This window comes from Cohnella herbarum, assembly GCF_012849095.1.
In the GTDB taxonomy this organism is placed as follows: Bacteria; Bacillota; Bacilli; order Paenibacillales; family Paenibacillaceae; genus Cohnella; species Cohnella herbarum.
Map to the genome: position 1 here is coordinate 3,505,039 of NZ_CP051680.1, position 17,095 is coordinate 3,522,133.

A 17,095-nucleotide genomic window follows, 5' to 3' on the forward strand; every position below is an offset into this window, starting at 1 on the left:
TGCTCGCATCGCTCACCGCAATTCAAAAATACGCGCCGTAAATTCAGCGGGAAGCGTAACGGCGAGATGACCTTCCTCCTTATCCCAATACCAATCGCAATCCGCCCGGTTCGGATACCCGCATCGCACCGATAATTCCTTGCCCCCGTATCCTTGGATCGGAAGCTTTACGTCCTTCGTTCCGCCTTGCAAACGCCATACGGCTAAATAAGTCTTCTCCGGTCCGCGCAATCCTAAGCTAAGCCATGAATCTCCGAATTTAGGCAATCCGATCGGCCAGAATGGGAGTGCTTGCGGAATATCGTTCCGAATGCTCTTATAGTAGGAAATCCCTTCGCGAATCAACTCGAACCGGTCGGGCTGGATTTCCGCCAAATGACCGCTTTGATGCACGCGCATGAGGAGGCTATTCACCATATTGAAAATAACTTCTTCTTCGTCTCCTTCTTTCAGCGGATAAGACCATGCCGCAGCTTGCTCGGGGGTTACCGCCGTCGGAGCGGCGGCGCTAATCGCGGCGAACTTGCGGTAATCCGTCTGATCGCTTATCGATTGCACGCTGTGACGGGCCAGCAAAGCATAGTCCATGCGCATGCCTCCGCTGCCGCAATTCTCGATGACCAAGCCGGGATAACGCGCGAATACCTGATCAAGCCACGCTAAATACGCCCGATTATGCCGGAGCAAACCTTCGCCGAAACTATCCGCATCGACCTCGGTGCCGATTCCCGCATTAATGTTGTAATCCATCTTGATGTAACCGACCTTGTATTGCGTAACCAATCGGTCGATCACTTCATCGGCATATTGAACCACCCCGGGGTGACGATAATCCAATTGATACCTTCCATGGTCAATGACCCGTTTTCCGTGACGCATAAAAAACCATTCGTTCGGAACTTGATCCGCCAAAGGACAATGAATGCCCATAACCTCTAACTCGAGCCATAATCCCGGAATCAAGCCTTTGGCCCGAATATAGTCGAGCACCTCTTGAAATCCGCCCGGAAACCGTCTCGTCGCCGGCTGCCACAGTCCGACGTCGCTCCACCATTCCCCGTCCGCGTACCAGCCGGCATCGATGCAATAATATTCGCATCCGGCCTTCGCCGCGGCATCGACCAATGGCAAGGTTTTCTCCGTCGTCGGATCGGCGAACAAGCAATTCATATAGTCGTTGAAGATTACGGGTAGCTTCTCGTTATCCTCGTTCCGGCGGCGAATCGCTCTGCGGTATCGCGTCAATTCGCCGATCGCCCGTTCGAAATTACCATGAACGATAGCAATGGCGGCCGGTACCGAAACGAACGTTTCGCCCGGCGCGACGTTTTTCCACCAATGGTTTTCATTCTCGGTCGGACCGCTGATCTGCAAATAGAGTTGCCCTTGGATCGCATCGCTAATCTCCCAGTGCCAGGAACCGTTATTCTCGATCTGCCAACACCATACGGTTTCGGCTTCCGTATTCTCGTAAGCCCCCATCGGCAGGAAATCGGCGGAAGACCAAGTGCCCGATTTGCTGTAGGAAAGCCGCTTCAAGGAAAAGTCGTTAGCCCTGGAAAGCCCTAATTCAGGCAGCGTATGGCTTCTCCATTGCAATTCGCCATGCCACGTATTGTGCGGGACGTGCAGGCGGCTTTTCTCTTCCCATGTTCCCGCGCCTTCCTTGGCTAATCCCGTAAGCGCAAAGGAAGATACGTATTGCAAGGGGAGCGACTCCATTCCGCCATTGGTTACCTCCGTCCAAGAACGAATGACGGAAATCCCATCGTAGAACTGGTAATGCACGGTTACCCGCGTCGTTCCGTCCTCCATCGTTATTTCTAATTTTCGTCCATCGTCGTTGCGGATATCCCGATGGATGACGTATTTTAACCGTCCGCCCGGCATCGTCCCCGTATATTTGGCAGCGTGGTGGTCGTTCTGATCCTCGCCCGTTACCTGTATCTCCACGATTCGGCGCACCCGGCGTTCTTCCTCGGCTACAAGATTCCCCTCATCCGAAGGAGAAGCGGAGAGATGCAGCAGACGTACATCCCCGCTATCCGTAATCTCTATATTCAAATAAATTCCGTTCTCTTGAACGTCGATCGATTGTTGTTTCATAATTCCTCCTGCAACGCGAGCTCAATCATGACGATTCCCCTGCCGGGTACGTATAAGCTGAATTCCGAGCCTCGCGGATGGACCGGAATTCCGGGGAAATCGGTTAAGACGGTTATCTTGTCGATAGGACGACCCGCATCAAGATGCGCCGATTTGTAATTGATATGCAGATTGGAGATGAGGACTCGCCAGCGATGGGGAGCCATCTCCAGTACGGCAGCGCGAATGAACGCCTCGTTTTTCAACGCCTTGGGAACGTTCGTCCGATCGATGATTGCCTCGACGCATTTGCTCAAGAACGCTTCGCTGACCGGACTGAAATAGAGGCTCTCGACCCAAGATATTCCCTCTTTGATCCCGGAAGCTCGAAGCTCCTCTTGTCGTTCAAACTCTACGCTATGCTCCATCGCAAAAGCTTCTACCACTTCACCGTTTCGATCCCTTGTTACGCAGAATAACCCGTTAACCTCGCAGCCTATCCGCCACTCGGCGATTGTCTCGATCCGGGAAAAACGCTCCGTCATCCTGCCGATCAGAACCGACGAACCGTTCCGATAAGCTAGTACGCTTTGCAATTCATCATCGGGCAATAGATGCAACAGAGTAACGAGAATCGGTCCATCCGTTTCGGGAATATCCATCACGTTTACGATCGTATGGAGAGGAGCGCCCCGGGAGATCAATTCCGTCATATATTTGTGAACGGGCCAGTGACGGGTAACGGCATAATCCTCCAAAGATCGGTGGAGCAGCCGATCGGACCACACCATACGAACACCGGCAGTCTGACGGGGCTCCCCGTCGAACGCCCCATCCCACCGCTTGGCTATCCAATGCCATCCATCCCGGCTAATGCCGTCTCCAAGGCAAGCCATAAAACCTCCGGAACAGCGGCTTGTCCCCGACGAATCTTGCAAATACAGGTTGGCCAAAGAATAAATATCCCTTTCCAGCACGGTCGGCGCATGGCTAAGGGCATCCCATTGCTCGTTCGTATCTTGGATCGCGTTCAAGCAGATCAGCTTCTGATCCGGCACATAAGCTTTAATGGATAACAGCATCGCCGCGAATTCCGCACCCGGCTCGTATTCCGTTTCTCCAGCGCCGGCGGAGAGCGATGCTCCGACGGTTTCGACGACAAAGCCGTCGATCCCCGATTTCGCAAGCCGGCGATAATCGACGCCGTAGCGATATACGGCTTCAAAAGGATCTCGGGTCCAAGCCGTGTTCAGGAAAGCCTTTTTCCCTTCCTTGCGTATGGCTAACATGATTTTGTCCCATAGGCGTCCCCATCGTTCGCAATGAAATCGAATCCATTCGAGACGCCTGTTATTCCAGATCCAATCGGCACGCCGTTCCATGTCTAGCGGATTTCCGTCGCAACGAACCTCTAATCCTGTATGGAGTTCGACTCCGGTAGCCGCGATGAACTGCTCGACCATATCATCCGAGTAATCCGTCTCCGCCAGGCTAAGCCGCGGACTTGTGTATCCGTCTGCGCCATGATAACCGTCAAAACCATAATCCGACATCACTTTTATCAGATCTTGAACGAACGCGTCTTCATACCATCTTCCATCCTTAAAGCGCTTAAGCGGATTGATCGCCGGGAAGGCTTCTCCCGTCTTCCTCATCTCGTATAGTTCCGGATGAGCGGCGCACCATTCGCCTGCCCGCAACGTATCTCCGACATGAAATTGATAAATATCGAAGAAGCTGCAATAGACGTCGATGCCATGTTTCCGCAATTCCGCTACGAGATCGCGGAGTTGCAGGTTGGTCCACTCTTGTCTATCGTGCAGCTTGCCGTAAGGGCGCGCTCCGTATGAGCATGCTTCCATCGGCAACTGCCACTCCGTATCCATGCCTTTATGCGCGTGAACGAAGTCGGGCGTATACAAGAGGAGGAAAATACTCTCCGGGATGAACCCCACAGTATCTAAATAGGCGGCAACGCCGTAATCGCTTTCCCGATTATCGAACCCGATTAATTCAATCCAGATCCATTTTTCATAACTCGCGGCTTTCATCTCGCACCTCTTATCAATGGAATTACTGTCATCCCTTAACGCTTCCGAGCACGATCCCTTTCACGAAAAACTTCTGCAAGAAAGGATAGACGATAAGAATCGGAAGCGCGCCTAGGAAGATTTGCGCCGCCCTCGTCGTACGCTCGGAAATTTCGAGAATTCCCGCTAGATTTTTCGGATCCATTTTCATGGGATTGCTGTTAATGACCAACAACTGCAAATAAGTAGAGAGCGGATAATTTTTCGGGAAATTCATATAGATCAGCCCGTCGAACCAAGCGTTCCAATGAAAGACCATCGTAAACAAGGATACGGTGGCCAGGACCGGATAAGACATGGGCACGTACATCTTCCGCAAGACGAGCCAATGTCCCGCCCCGTCCATGAAGGCCGATTCTTCGATCTCTTTGGGTAATCCCCGAAAGAAATTGAGCAGCAGAATGACATTGAAGACGGAAACCGCGCTCGGAATGACGAGCGCCCAGATCGTATCGATCAAACCTGTCATGCTGATTACCATATACGTTGGAATAAGGCCGCCGCTGAACAGGATCGTGAATACGAAAAACCAAGCATAATAGCTGCGAATCCTTAAATCTTTGCGTTCTTTGGAGAGCGGATAAGCGCACAGAAGCGACAGGCCCATATTGATGACAAAACCAAGGACAAGCCGCTGGAGCGTGATGCCGAACGAGCTAATGAATTCCTGCTTCTGCAAAATATACTTATAGGATGATAAGGTTAGATCGACGGGAAGCAGTTTCACCAAACCCGCCGATGCCGCAGCGCTGGAACTAAACGAGATCGACAGCACCTGAATCAACGGCAGAAGGCAAAGTAAGGAAAGCGCAACGAGGAAAGCGTAGTTTCCCGCGACGAACACTTTTCGGCCAAAGGACATCCGATGTTGCATTGGAAACATTCCTCTCGTCAGAAAATGCGATAGTTGACCAAGCGATAAGCCAAGAAATAAGAAATCGTGATGAGGACGAACGAAACGAACGATTTGAATAATCCGATCGCCGTCGCAACGCCGAACTGCGCGTCGAGCAAACCGATACGGTAGATTAACGTGTCTAGGATATCCCCGCTTTGATACACGCTCGGACTGTATAGGTTAAAGACTTGATCGAATCCGGCATTCAGAACGTTGCCCAAACTTAACGTAGCCATCAGAACGATGACCGGTACCATTCCCGGCAGCGTGATATGCCACGCCTGTCTCGTATGATTCGCTCCGTCGACGATCGCCGCTTCGTATAAAGAGGGGTTAATTCCCGTAATGGCGGCCAGAAACACGATCGTGCTAAACCCGAACTCCTTCCAGACGTCGGAGAAAATAAGCACGGCCGGAAACCATTTGTTGCTGCCCAGGAAAAAGATCGAATCCATGCCAACCGCATTCAGAAGTTGGTTAATAATCCCTTCGGAAGGCGACAGAATATCGACGAGCACGCCGCCGAGAATAACCCAGGATAGGAAATGCGGTAAATAGATAAGCGTCTGAACTCCCCGTTTAATCAGCACGTGCTTCAATTCGTTTAGTAGGACGGCAACTAGAATTGGTACCGCTAAGCCTAATAAAATTTTCATGGAAGCGATGAACACGGTATTGCCGAGCACTTGCCAAATATCGGGCATTTGCAGCACGTACCGAAAGTTTCCGAAGCCGATCCAATCGGAGCCGAACAAGCCGTTGATGGGAATAAATTTCTGAAAGGCGATAACGAAGCCGACCATCGGATAGTAGCAATAGATTAATAGGATGAGCACGCCGGGTACGAGCATCAAATGCAAGGGCAGTTCGCGCTTCGTTTTCTTCATATTCATCTTGTTCAGTCCTTTATTCCGAGTATCCCATCATCCCGATATAAGCCAGATTGGATTGGGCGATATCCATCCTGCCGTATTGGATAATGACTTCGATATTGCTTCTGAAACGCAGCGAATACTGGAGCTGCCTATCGAGCCGGATTCCACCGATTTCGTCCGGATGGTCCATTCGAATGCATTTGACCCGTTTGGCCGGCGAAGCGATTTTAATATTCTCGTCCGGTTCGCGATCCTCGTAATAAATATCCATGAAGATTTCCGCGTCCTCGTCGTGGCAATTCAGAATCATTATCGCTTCGTGGCCTTCGAAAATTTCTTCGTCCACTCTGCCTTTATAAGGCAAATATCCATCGACGATGTACCAGTTTTTAGCTCCCTCTTTGCTCATGTCCACCCCTCCTTATCGAACCGAAATCGTCGCCGTTTCTTTCCAAGTTTTACTTAAATGCCTGACCAGCTTCGACATCGATTCGTATCCGGTTTCGGTTACGAGCAAACTTTCTTCGATCCGGTTCGACCCATGCGGATGTCCGAAGAGACTCACGTCCGTATTCACCGTCATTCCCGCAACGAATATCGCTTCGGAGTTCTCGTCCGGGTAAGGAGATTCGGCTTCCGCCAACCCGCAGCCGTGCAAAGGCGGGTACAGGTCGTATTCGGTGACGTTTTTTTCTTTGAAGTACGCTTTAACCGCCCGTACCACTTCGCTCTGATTAGCTCCCGCTTTTATCCGGCTTAACGCGGCATCCTCGGCTTCGACCAGAATATCGATAAATTCCTTTTGTTCCTTGCTCATCTCGCCGGCGACGAAAGGGAAATTCATCGTAGCCACGTATCCCTCGACCTGAACCGCAATAGCGGCCATAATCATGTCTCCGTCTTCTATTACTTTGCCGGATGCTCTTCCGATGATCGTATTGACCCGTTTCCCGCTTGTTAAGAGACAGAACGGAATATTCTCCGCTCCTTGTTTCGTGCATTCCCCGTATGCGAGCGACGCCAGTTCAAGCTCCGTCATGCCCGGCTTCACTTGCTCGATCATAAGCTTGTAGCCCTCGTCAGCAATCCTCGCCGCTTCTTGCAAACAGGCGACTTCGCTTGCCGTCTTGGTCATTCTGAGCTTGAACAACAACTCGTTCGCATCCACGATTTCGATACCCTCGAAGCTGTGGGCGATGACCTTCATTAAAGGCTCCGGCATCGCATCGATGCCGACGATTCCTAACCGGCGTAAGGGTTCTTTTCCCTGTATTCCCTTGCGAATCTCGGTCAAGCTCGTATAGTGAGCTTGCGGATATTCGATCTTATCGGGCACGGTCACGCACGCGAATTCCGGAAGAAGCCGAACATCCGGCCAAGCGCTCATCTCCCGGCAGAACATTTCGCCTTCCGGAGCGGCGATCACGAAAGGCTCGCCTGTCAGAGTAACCATGACGGCTCCTCTTTCGAACAAGGGCCAGTAATTGCCCATATAACGCAAATTTTCCTTCCTGTACTCATCGCCGTAGATCAAACAGGCTTGCATCTCATGTTCTCTCATCAGAACTTTTAATTTATCGACTCTTGCGGCGAATTCTTCTTTAGGAATTTTGAACACGAAACATTACCTCCCGGGTTTCTAGTAAACGACTTTCCGAATTCCCATAAAATCGGCGACGTTCGAAAGCTCTTCCGTCAAATCCCCGTAGCCGATAATGCAGTGATGGGCGAATCCCTCTTTGATTAACGCGGCAAGGAACGACTTGATCGGCGTATTGAACTTCACGACGGCGGTGATTTCTTCGCAGGGAATATTTTGCGGAATGTGCAGCGCCTCGCCTTTTACGATAAGCATTTTGTAGCCCTCGGCATCGATGATCAGATGGCTGATCGTCACTTCTCCCGGCTTTAACGTATATTCGAAACCGAATCCCGCCCCTTGCAATCCCCATTGCTCGGGCGAACGGTTGACCTTGACCGTACTCTTGTCCGTCGCGTAATCCGTATCTGCATATCCATGGTGAACCATAAGCAAGGCATTAAGCTCTTCGTCGTATTCGCCCCATTCCGCGTAAGCCGGAACCTGACCGCTGAGCATGTTCATCAACGTCATGACAATTAGCCCATGGACGTCCCCTTCGGTATTCACGACGTACTTGCCTTCTTCATGCATCATCGTGTTGGCCAAGTAGGAGGTCGTACCTGTCTTCTGTTCTACGTAGTGTTGGCCCAGCAGCGTAAGCGCGTCCAGCCTGAACCTCTCCAGCGTGTTTCGAAGCGCCACGTAAAACCGGGAGGATTTATAAATATCGTCCTCGTTTAATCCGACAATATTGAACCGATCCGTCGTCTGCGCGATGATGGCTTCTACTTCTTCCTCTGTCGCTTTGCCGAACTGATCGAGCAAATGATCCACCTGAATGGCAATGATGTTCGGTCCCAACGTCCCCTTGATCATCGTCTTATCGTATTCGAAGTCGTACATGCCTCGGAATACATGCCCGATGACGCCGATGTTCGTGCTTTTGAGGCTTAAATAGGCTTTGTAAGCACGAATATATTTGGTCATTTCCTCGTAAGCGGCACTATCTTGGATCGAGCCCACGACGACTTTAAGATCGCGGTACCAGCCCATCTTCTTGAAAGTCGCGGCTAACTGCAGATTGGCGATTAAGGCACTATTTCTCAGAATATTCTCATAATTCGTGGCAAGATTAATCTTGTTATTATGCTGCGTGTTGAATAAAATGACCGGAACGTGGCGGACATGCTCCAAAGCTTGGATCGCCATATAATCGGGGCAATACGTTCCGGCTACGTACACGATCAGATCGACCCGCTCGTTAGCGAGCTTCTGGCCCGCGGCCTCCGCCGCATCCAACGTATCGATTATTCCCGACCAGACGACTTCGTCCCGATTCAGGTACCGGCGTAAATGATCGTATACGCAAGTCATATCCGCCGTAACGTTGGCTTTCAAGGTGTCCGGAAACATCCGCCAGTATTCGAAAAACCCTAACGTGATCAATCCGATCTTCAATGGTTTATCCTTGACCCTAGCGGTCAGTAAATCTCCGAAAACGTTGCCTTTCGCGGTTTCAAACGATTCTATCGTTTCAGTCATTGCGTTCCATTTCCTTTCAAAGCTCTATATTTTAAGCTGTTCCCCAACAAACGAACCGCGTTATCGTGGATAATATTACGAATATCCTCGTCCCCGATACCGGAGAACAGAACGCTTCCGAGCATATAATGCGGGTCGTACCAAGGGAAGTCCGTCCCGAACAGCACCTTCTCCGAGGAAGCTTCCCGTACCATCTTCCGAACCATCCCGTTCAGGCGGCCCGTATCGCATAATTCCAAATAGACATTAGGCTGCGACTTGGCAAGCTGAATGGCGTAATCGGTCTCTCCAGGCGCAGAGTGCCCGAGCAGAAACTGAATATTCTTATAGGTGCGCGCCAATTCAGCGATCATCTGCGGAGGATTATACGCACTGTGTCCCCACGTATGGGAAAGTAGAAGCAATCCTCGTTCGTTGGCGAATTCGTAAATTTTGCGAAACTTCTCCCCCGTAAGCGGGTATTTGTGATAATCGGGAAGCAGCTTGAATCCAACGTAACCTTCCACGCCGTCGAACTCGGCCAGATCCCTTTCCAGATCATGATCATAGTGGGGATTTACGACATAGTAACCGTAAATTTTATCGGGATGTCGCTTCATGGCCTCCCGGATTTCCGAATTCCCGCCGACCGGATCGAACAACGCGCTATGCGGAGCCGAAATAATCCATTCTATATTTTCCCGTTCCATTGTCCGAATCATCGTCTCCAGCTTCGCTTCGGGCAGATAGGTGCCGTAGAAAGCTCCCATGTGCGTATGCATGTCTATCATGGACACGCTCGACAATTTCCCGGTCTCCGCGAACTCCCTGGCCAATTGCGACTTATTCGTCATTGTCCGTAGGCTCATAATTTCACCTCGCCGAGCATTCTCTCCAGATTGACATGCGCGATATTCTCGATGTGCTCTCTGGCAATTCCTGAACCGAGCAATGCGGCCAGCGGTCCGCCGATCGCGTTGCTAGGGAAATCCGAACCGAAGAGCAGGCGTTCCGATCCGAATTTGTCGCAAATTTCCTTGATCTCCCCGGAGGCCTGCATATCCCCCGTCTCGATATAGAAGTTTTTGTAGCTCCTGAATAAGGGGAAGGTAAGCCGGGAGTGGCTCCATAAACCGTAATTATGGAGAATGACCGTCATGTTCGGATATTCCCGCAGAACGCTATAGATTCCCTGCCACCCTTCGCTTGGAGAGAGGTACAGCGGAATTCCCGCCGCGGCGATTTCGCCTAACAATTCACCCATCGCGACGGAGTTCAATTGATACCGATTACGTTCCGGATAAGCTCTGAGCAGTTTCACCCCGTTCGCCTTCATCGCCGGAAACAAATGCTCGGGCGCATATTGGCTTTCGGTGATCGGCGGCAAAATCGTCCAAGTCGGAAGCAACCGATCCGGCGATTTGACCGTCTCGGCAACGATTGCCCGGTTCCCGTAATCCGGATCGACGTCCGCCATCGTATTGTGGCTGACTACCGCTCCGTCGATTCCGCAGAAATCAAGCGCCTCAAGCAGCTCCTCTGCATTACGAGCTTGTTCTACCTTCTCTCTCACGATAAGGTTCTCATGGTTAACCACTTCGTAATTCACCGTCTTGTAGCCGATTGAGCAGCTGCAATCCATGATTTTCATGAAGCACCTCTTGAATTCAATCTTTGCCGTCGTCCAGAAACTCGGCCGGATTTCGACACATTAAGGTTTTAATCTGCTCGGAAGTAATCCCTTCGTCTTCCATCATGGGAATAATGTTCGTAAGAACATGGTCATACCCCCACCCGCCGTAACGGTGCAAACAGGTTTTCAGGCAAACGTCGTTGGAGATTAATATTTTCGAAAGAAAACCCGCGTCGATGAGTTGCTTTATCGCTCTGACTCTCTCGATGTCTCTGGCGAAGAGTCCCCTTAAAACGCTTCTGTCCCTCTTGTCGGCGTAAAATTCCTTGCCGAAATTATCGAATTCCACGTAGACTCCCAGGTTAAGAAGGTCCTTCAAATAATCCATCTTAATATCGACGTCAATGTGATTGATGCATATTTTTTCAGCCGCGGCGCCATGCTCGGTAAGAATGTTCACGACTTCATAACCGTTCGTAGCATACAGATCCGTATGCACGTGCAATCCAAGACCGGTCTCTTTTTGAACGATCGCCGATGCGATCAAAGTCTTCTTCTCGTTCGGATAGATGATCTCGCTTGTTCCGATCTCGCCTATTACGCCCGCTTTAATATCCGTTCCATCCATGCCGTATTCGATCTCGGATAAAATTTCTTCGGCGATTCCCTCTATCGTCTTGCCGTCCATGTCGCCTGGATGCGATTTGTTAATATAGTACCCGCAGCCGGCTACGATCTTGATGTCCAATTCCCTTGATAACCCGGCTAGCAAAGAGGGATCCCTGCCTATGTCCCGCAGCGTAAGATCGACAAAAGTCGTCCCTCCGGCTTTCTTGAACTTCAGCAACTCATCCCTGACGACCCCCTCGTCGTCTATCACCGCATTGTCTAGAACGGCATAAGGATTACGCATTAATTTACCGATATTCGTGAGGTCGACTTGCTCCCGCGCCAATTTTTTGCGTGAGATCTCGCTGACGGCGGGCACTAAGCTTCTTAAATCAATGAAGGCATGCTCATGCGGCAATACCCATCCCAAGCTATCCGCCCGAACGCTTCCCGTTACGGTCATAACGGACATCCTTTTCGCCTCCTGCATCCTCGTGCTTCATACCTCCCGGGCATTGAAGCTTTATCTGCTAGCTTTCCACTTTGCTACTTCTTCCGTTATGGTATCTCCGCCAAGCTTCTTCCAATTCGCCGCGAATTCATCGAAAGCATCGATCGAAGACTCTCCCATCACGATTTTCGTGAACGTCTCCAATTCCATTTTCAGCAACGTCGCTTGTTTCTCGACCATCGTCGGCGTAGGGCCGGAAATAAACTCGGTCATTTGAAAACCGTCGTTCTTATGGTAGTCATAGAGTAGTTCGATAGCGTCATAGAATCGGGTATATCCCCAACCGGATTTATCTCCGCCATTGAAAGCATTGATGGCTTTATAGAAACTCGCTTGACCGGGATTGCTCGCTATGTTCAGGAGAGATTCGTCCTGCTTCTCCAGCGCGTTCTTCACGTCCTCGTACAACTCGACGTTCTGAATGGGATTGGAAGCTTGAACCAATGCATATTGCCATTTGCCGACATCGCCATTCTGATTCATGTCGGTCAAAGGATATTTCGTTCTATCCCACTGATAACTGGCTGCGTTAAGCAGTTTAACCACGGCCTCCGGGTGCTCCATCCCTTTGCGAACGACGTAATATTGATTGACATTGTAAGGGGTTTGCGGCTTAGCCTTCTGCCCGTCGATCGATGGAAGTTGGAACGGTTTCCACTCCATGTTTTCGTCCAGCGCTTTACCATCCAAGAACAACAACGGAGACCAATCCGCGCCGAAGAACATTCCCAGTTTGCCGGCATTGGCGGTTTGGATGAACTTCTCCTTGTCTTTCACTCCGAACTCGCGGTCGATATAGCCGTCTTTATACATTTGCTGCAGCTTCTCCAACGCTTGTTTCATTTCCGGCTGAATGCTTCCGTATACGATATTGCCCGATGCATCCGCAACCCAGCTTTTCGGATAGGCGTGATAACCGTTGAAGAATCCGTCCAGACCCGGTTCTAGACCGTAGAAATCTTTAGTGGCTCCCAATCCCTGAGTATCTTTCTTATTGTTGCCGTCCGGATCCTGATTGACGAACGCTTCCGCGATCTTGAAGACGTCCTCCATCGTTTTCGGTTCGGGCAGATTAAGCTTTTCCAGCCAATCCGTACGTATCCAAAGCAGGGAAGCGAAATCGAATGATCCCGGGTTCACCGGCAACCCCAGCAACTTGCCGTTAAAAGTAGCCGATTCGAGACCTACCCCGCCGTCCTTCTTTAACATTTCTTTGGCAAGAGGAGTACCGTATTTCTCCAGAGCTTCGGTTAAATCGACCAGTTGATCGGCTTCCACCAGTTGGTTGAATTGAATGCCGTTGACGGGCATAATGTCCGCCAGTTGACCGGAGGCCATGGCAATGTTGAATTTTTGCTCGTATTGCGACGGATCGGATACCCATAAATATTTAAGCTTGATGCCGAATTCGTTCTCGTATAATTTCGTCCAAGCGTTGTTGTCGATCGTTTCTCCGTTTTCGAACTTCGTCGTCGGATCTAGCGTTCTGATGGCGGTCACCTCGATCGGCGGATCGATCTTGCCCATCGGATCGATCGCGGTTTCGCCTCCGCCGTTCGCGGCGCCTTCATTCGTTTGGCTTGCCTGCGAATTGGACGGTTGCGCGTTATTCCCTTCGTTTTCCTTCGCGCAAGCCGAAGCAAGAACAAGCATACAAGCCAATACGGTAAACCCGATCCATTTTGCGGACTTCCTCTTCATGTCTTATCCCCCTACTTATTTTTGCCTGCTCCGTAAGTATAAAAGATCGAAAAAAGCGTAGCTATTTGCCAATCTTGCTTTCCTTGACATCTATTGCGCTCTTCTATTTATGATAGAGATCCCTATATTCTTGCGGCGTCATTTTGAACGCTTTCTTGAACGATCGGTTGAATTGCGGAGCGGCTTCGTAACCGACTCGGGTCGCGATCTCTTGAATCTTCAATTCGGATTGCGCCAATAAATCCTGCGCTTTGCCCATTCTCTCCTCGGTAATGTAATCGGAGAGCATTCTTCCGGTCATTCGTTTGTAGATGCGGGACAAATAAGTTGGACTGTGGTGCACTAACATCGAGAGCTTGGTCAAAGAAAGGTCTCCTCCGAGATGGGACTGAACGTAGCTATGGATAGTGGCGATCAATCGCTCGCTCTGCTCTTCGGGCGCAGGCTCGCAATGCTCCAGAAGATCGTCGGCTACCGCGGCCAAATAAGCAACGGCTTCGTCCCAAGATCCATGGGCGTCATATTGCGTCGTTTTCCCAAGATCCATTCTCACGAACAAATCGTGGAATACCCCTATTCGAATCGCATAAGAAATCAGAATCAACGATAGAGTGTGAAAGGTTTCCAGCCGATAAGGATATTCGGGCAAAGCGACTTGATTCACGATGTCGTCCAACAACCGTTTGAAGCTCTCCCTATGCCCGCTTGCCAAATATTGCTCCAGAAGCTCGATCTGCTTTTTAACGTGTTGAGATTCCGCGAAGGGAATGCCGCGGGTAGACGCCGAGCGTTGTCCGAACTGATTCGAGTCTTGGATCAACAGCTCTTGCCCGCTGTACGAACTCTGTCCTAGCAAAGCTTTCAGGTAGTGAAATTGCGCTCCGACGTAGCTCCATTCGGATGGCTCCCGCGCCATGACGAGAGAGATCGATAACTTCAACAATCGTTTGCACGTTTGTTGCACGGCTTCCATGATGCCGTATACCCTTGTTCTCATCTGCTCATAGTCCCGACTCTCTTGCTCTTCCTCCCGATTATCCGTCCGAGAATAAGGCTTGGGCTGCATAAACCACGCCAGTTTATTGGATTCGAACGTTACGGATACGCTTGAGACCGTCGGGGACAAATATTCTTCCGCTACGTTCTGACAAGCATTGAGAAGCAATGTACGGTCTACTTCGCTTGCGCCTTCCATCCACTCGTCAACCCTGCCCATGACCAGAAATACTTTCTTATCCGACTTGAGTGGAATCTCGGACTCTTCGAATCTTTTCCGGACTTCTTTCAGGGAAGATGAAGGTTCGCGCATCAACTCGAAAAGCGTATTTCTTTGCAACGCCGGAATCGCCAGCTGCAGCTTCTTTTTCGCGTTCAACAGATAACGCGCGCCGTCTTCCGCTTGATCCAACTCCGCGAACGCCTTGTCCACGGCTGCGAGAATGACGTGATCATCCTCGTTTTTCAGCACGTAATCCACGACGCCGCCGGCTCGAATGGCATGGCGCGCGTAATCGAAGTCGTTGTACCCCGTCAGGAAGATCACCTTGCAGCGAGGCCAGCTCTCGACGATTTGCTTGTGCAGCTCGATTCCGCTCATTCCCGGCATGCGAATATCCGAAATGACGACGTCGATCCGGGTTTGCTTAAGGCGGTCCAATGCCTCGTATACGTTGTAAGCGCGGTAAGCCTCCAGCTCCAAATGCGAGGTTTCCTCCAGCATTCGGTAAATGCTGTTGACGATCACGGGCTCGTCGTCGACGATCAGTAGTCGTTTCATGTCTGTTCTCCTTTGTCGTTAGGGATATAAATCCAAACCCGCATACCGCCCATGGAACCCCGCTCGATCTCCAATCCGCCGCGTTCGCCGTACTTCAGCTTCAAACGGCGCTGGATGTTTATTAGCCCCGTGGTCTCTCCTTCTTCCTCGGACGATAGCTTCCGGTTCATGGCGGCCCATTGCTCATCCGACAAACCAATCCCGTTATCCTCTACCGTGAAGATGAATTTGTCCGCGTCCGAAGCGAACCGAATCTCCAATCTGCCTTCCGATACGACTTCGCCGAGCCCGTGTTCATAGGCGTTCTCTACGAGCGGCTGCAAGATCAAGCGCGGGATTGTAACGCCATGGAATTGTTCGGGTAGCGGCTCGAAATCCACGAGAATTCGATTGGAGAATCGGACGTTCTGAATTTCCACGTATGAGCGGACATGGATAACCTCGTGTTCGACCGGTACTTCTTCAAGCCCGTTTCTCGTAATATAGTGAAAATAGTCTCCTAGATTTTTGGAAACCAATTCAGCCGTTTCATTCTCGTCGTGCTTAATCAGCCTGTGCAAAATAAAAAAGGTGTTATAGAGGAAATGAGGGGTGATCTGCATCTGAAGCTGCTTCAACTCGGACTGCTGCAGCCTGATCTTCTGCACGTAAAGCTCGTCGATCAACGTCTTCAGATTCAGTACGGTTCTTTCGAAGCGATTAAAGATATACCCGAATTCGTCCTGCCGGGACGACGGAAGCGCCGAGCTGAAATTGCCTGCCTCCACGCTTCTGAATCGTTTGATCAAACTCTGAAGCGGACGATGGATCAAGAGATAAATCCCGTAGGAGAATAAAACGACAATGATAAAAGAACTGATAACGAGCAGCCAGAACCAGATCCCGTAAGTTTTTAACTGCCCTACGATCACGTTCTCAGGAAAATAGAAGAGGAGCGAAGCGTCAAGAAACGTCGATTTTTCGTAGACGGCCATGTACTTTTCCTTGCCGACTTCCACTTGCCTCGCGAAAATCGCGGACCGATCGATGTTCTCCGCTACTTTCTCCCTGATTTCGGCCAACGGTTCCGGATATTTATCGTTGGCAATCATCCAATTCTCGTTGAACAGAATTGCCCCGCCGTCCTGCGGAAAAGTATTCAACGCGTTTGTTAGCGCTTCCATTGAAAGCTCGATGTTTTGTATGAATTGAGGAACTTTCTCCGTCTTCGACAAGTTGCTCGGGTACGTTAAATTCAAATATAAACGATCCTGCCACGCGGTAATCGGAATTCCGCTCGTATAGGTAGCTTTGGCAATTGCCACCGCTTCCTCCGCCGAAGTCGGCGTATCCTCCGCGCTTGATGTCGATACGGTACCGTTAAGCGAATGGATGTACACGCTGATGTCTTTAATATAAACGCTGGACTCCTTCAAAGTCGTTAGCTTAAGCTTAAGATCGTTGATCGCCTTCGTACGCTGATAATCGGACATAATCGATAAGGAGTTGCTGAGCTGCATGAGATCCTCATCGTTAACGAATTGTTGTTGCGTCCGAATGACCCTCTCGAGTTCCTTCTCGAGCAACGTGAAATAATAATGGATATTCATCGTAATCGAGTTGGATATTTGATTTTTTACTTCTTGCTTACCCAGATTGTTCAGCACGAGACTTAGCGTAAATAACGGCAAAGTGATGACGAGAAACGTGAGGACAAGCTTCGGAAAAATGGGAATATTATCGATTCTTCGCTTAATCTCTATCAAAACGACTCCCTCCTCCTTTTTTTCTCCACAGTATACGACGGCAACTATTTTTATCCAAGACAAAAAAA

At 50.3% G+C, this 17,095-nt stretch carries 13 protein-coding genes; all 13 read right to left on the reverse strand.

What is annotated here, in order from left to right:
- Nucleotides 1-12: 12 nt before the first annotated feature.
- The 13 genes from HH215_RS15630 to HH215_RS15690 all read right to left on the reverse strand — a co-directional run bounded on the left by HH215_RS15630 (nucleotide 13) and on the right by HH215_RS15690 (nucleotide 17,027).
- The gene (locus HH215_RS15630; RefSeq protein WP_169280747.1) at nucleotides 13-2,106 is read right to left on the reverse strand and encodes a glycoside hydrolase family 36 protein; all 2,094 of its coding nucleotides are present in this window, start codon (nucleotides 2,104-2,106) and stop codon (nucleotides 13-15) included.
- Complete coding sequence (locus HH215_RS15635) at nucleotides 2,103-4,136, reverse strand: hypothetical protein (protein ID WP_169280748.1); 2,034 nt, start codon at nucleotides 4,134-4,136, stop codon at nucleotides 2,103-2,105. Before HH215_RS15635 ends, HH215_RS15630 begins: the two co-directional genes overlap by 4 nt.
- A 28-nt stretch (nucleotides 4,137-4,164) precedes the next feature.
- Complete coding sequence (locus HH215_RS15640; protein ID WP_169280749.1) at nucleotides 4,165-5,049, reverse strand: carbohydrate ABC transporter permease; 885 nt, start codon at nucleotides 5,047-5,049, stop codon at nucleotides 4,165-4,167.
- A gap of 17 nt (nucleotides 5,050-5,066) precedes the next feature.
- The gene (locus HH215_RS15645) at nucleotides 5,067-5,966 is read right to left on the reverse strand and encodes an ABC transporter permease (RefSeq protein ID WP_169280750.1); all 900 of its coding nucleotides are present in this window, start codon (nucleotides 5,964-5,966) and stop codon (nucleotides 5,067-5,069) included.
- 13 nt (nucleotides 5,967-5,979) lie between these two features.
- Nucleotides 5,980-6,357 carry a sensory rhodopsin transducer gene (locus HH215_RS15650; RefSeq protein WP_169280751.1) on the reverse strand — a complete coding sequence of 126 codons (378 nt, stop codon included), beginning with the start codon at nucleotides 6,355-6,357 and terminating at the stop codon, nucleotides 5,980-5,982.
- Between the two features lie 12 nt (nucleotides 6,358-6,369).
- Complete coding sequence (locus tag HH215_RS15655) at nucleotides 6,370-7,566, reverse strand: M24 family metallopeptidase (protein WP_169280752.1); 1,197 nt, start codon at nucleotides 7,564-7,566, stop codon at nucleotides 6,370-6,372.
- A 21-nt stretch (nucleotides 7,567-7,587) separates the two neighbouring features.
- Nucleotides 7,588-9,072 (reverse strand): hypothetical protein, encoded by a 1,485-nt coding sequence (locus HH215_RS15660; protein ID WP_169280753.1) that lies wholly within the window; start codon nucleotides 9,070-9,072, stop codon nucleotides 7,588-7,590.
- Nucleotides 9,069-9,920: an amidohydrolase family protein gene (locus HH215_RS15665; protein ID WP_169280754.1), complete on the reverse strand. Its 852-nt coding sequence runs from the start codon at nucleotides 9,918-9,920 to the stop codon at nucleotides 9,069-9,071. Before HH215_RS15665 ends, HH215_RS15660 begins: the two co-directional genes overlap by 4 nt.
- Nucleotides 9,917-10,702 (reverse strand): amidohydrolase family protein, encoded by a 786-nt coding sequence (locus HH215_RS15670; protein ID WP_169280755.1) that lies wholly within the window; start codon nucleotides 10,700-10,702, stop codon nucleotides 9,917-9,919. The genes HH215_RS15665 and HH215_RS15670 overlap by 4 nt, the downstream gene beginning before the upstream one ends.
- 16 nt (nucleotides 10,703-10,718) lie before the next feature.
- The gene (locus HH215_RS15675) at nucleotides 10,719-11,765 is read right to left on the reverse strand and encodes a phosphotriesterase family protein (RefSeq protein WP_169280756.1); all 1,047 of its coding nucleotides are present in this window, start codon (nucleotides 11,763-11,765) and stop codon (nucleotides 10,719-10,721) included.
- Between the two features lie 51 nt (nucleotides 11,766-11,816).
- Entirely contained in the window at nucleotides 11,817-13,505 is a 1,689-nt protein-coding gene (locus HH215_RS15680; protein ID WP_169280757.1) for an extracellular solute-binding protein, read from the reverse strand.
- Between the two features lie 103 nt (nucleotides 13,506-13,608).
- On the reverse strand, nucleotides 13,609-15,282 hold the full coding sequence (locus HH215_RS15685; protein ID WP_169280758.1) for a response regulator: 1,674 nt from the start codon (nucleotides 15,280-15,282) through the stop codon (nucleotides 13,609-13,611).
- On the reverse strand, nucleotides 15,279-17,027 hold the full coding sequence (locus tag HH215_RS15690; protein ID WP_169280759.1) for a sensor histidine kinase: 1,749 nt from the start codon (nucleotides 17,025-17,027) through the stop codon (nucleotides 15,279-15,281). The genes HH215_RS15685 and HH215_RS15690 overlap by 4 nt, the downstream gene beginning before the upstream one ends.
- Nucleotides 17,028-17,095 lie beyond the last annotated feature (68 nt).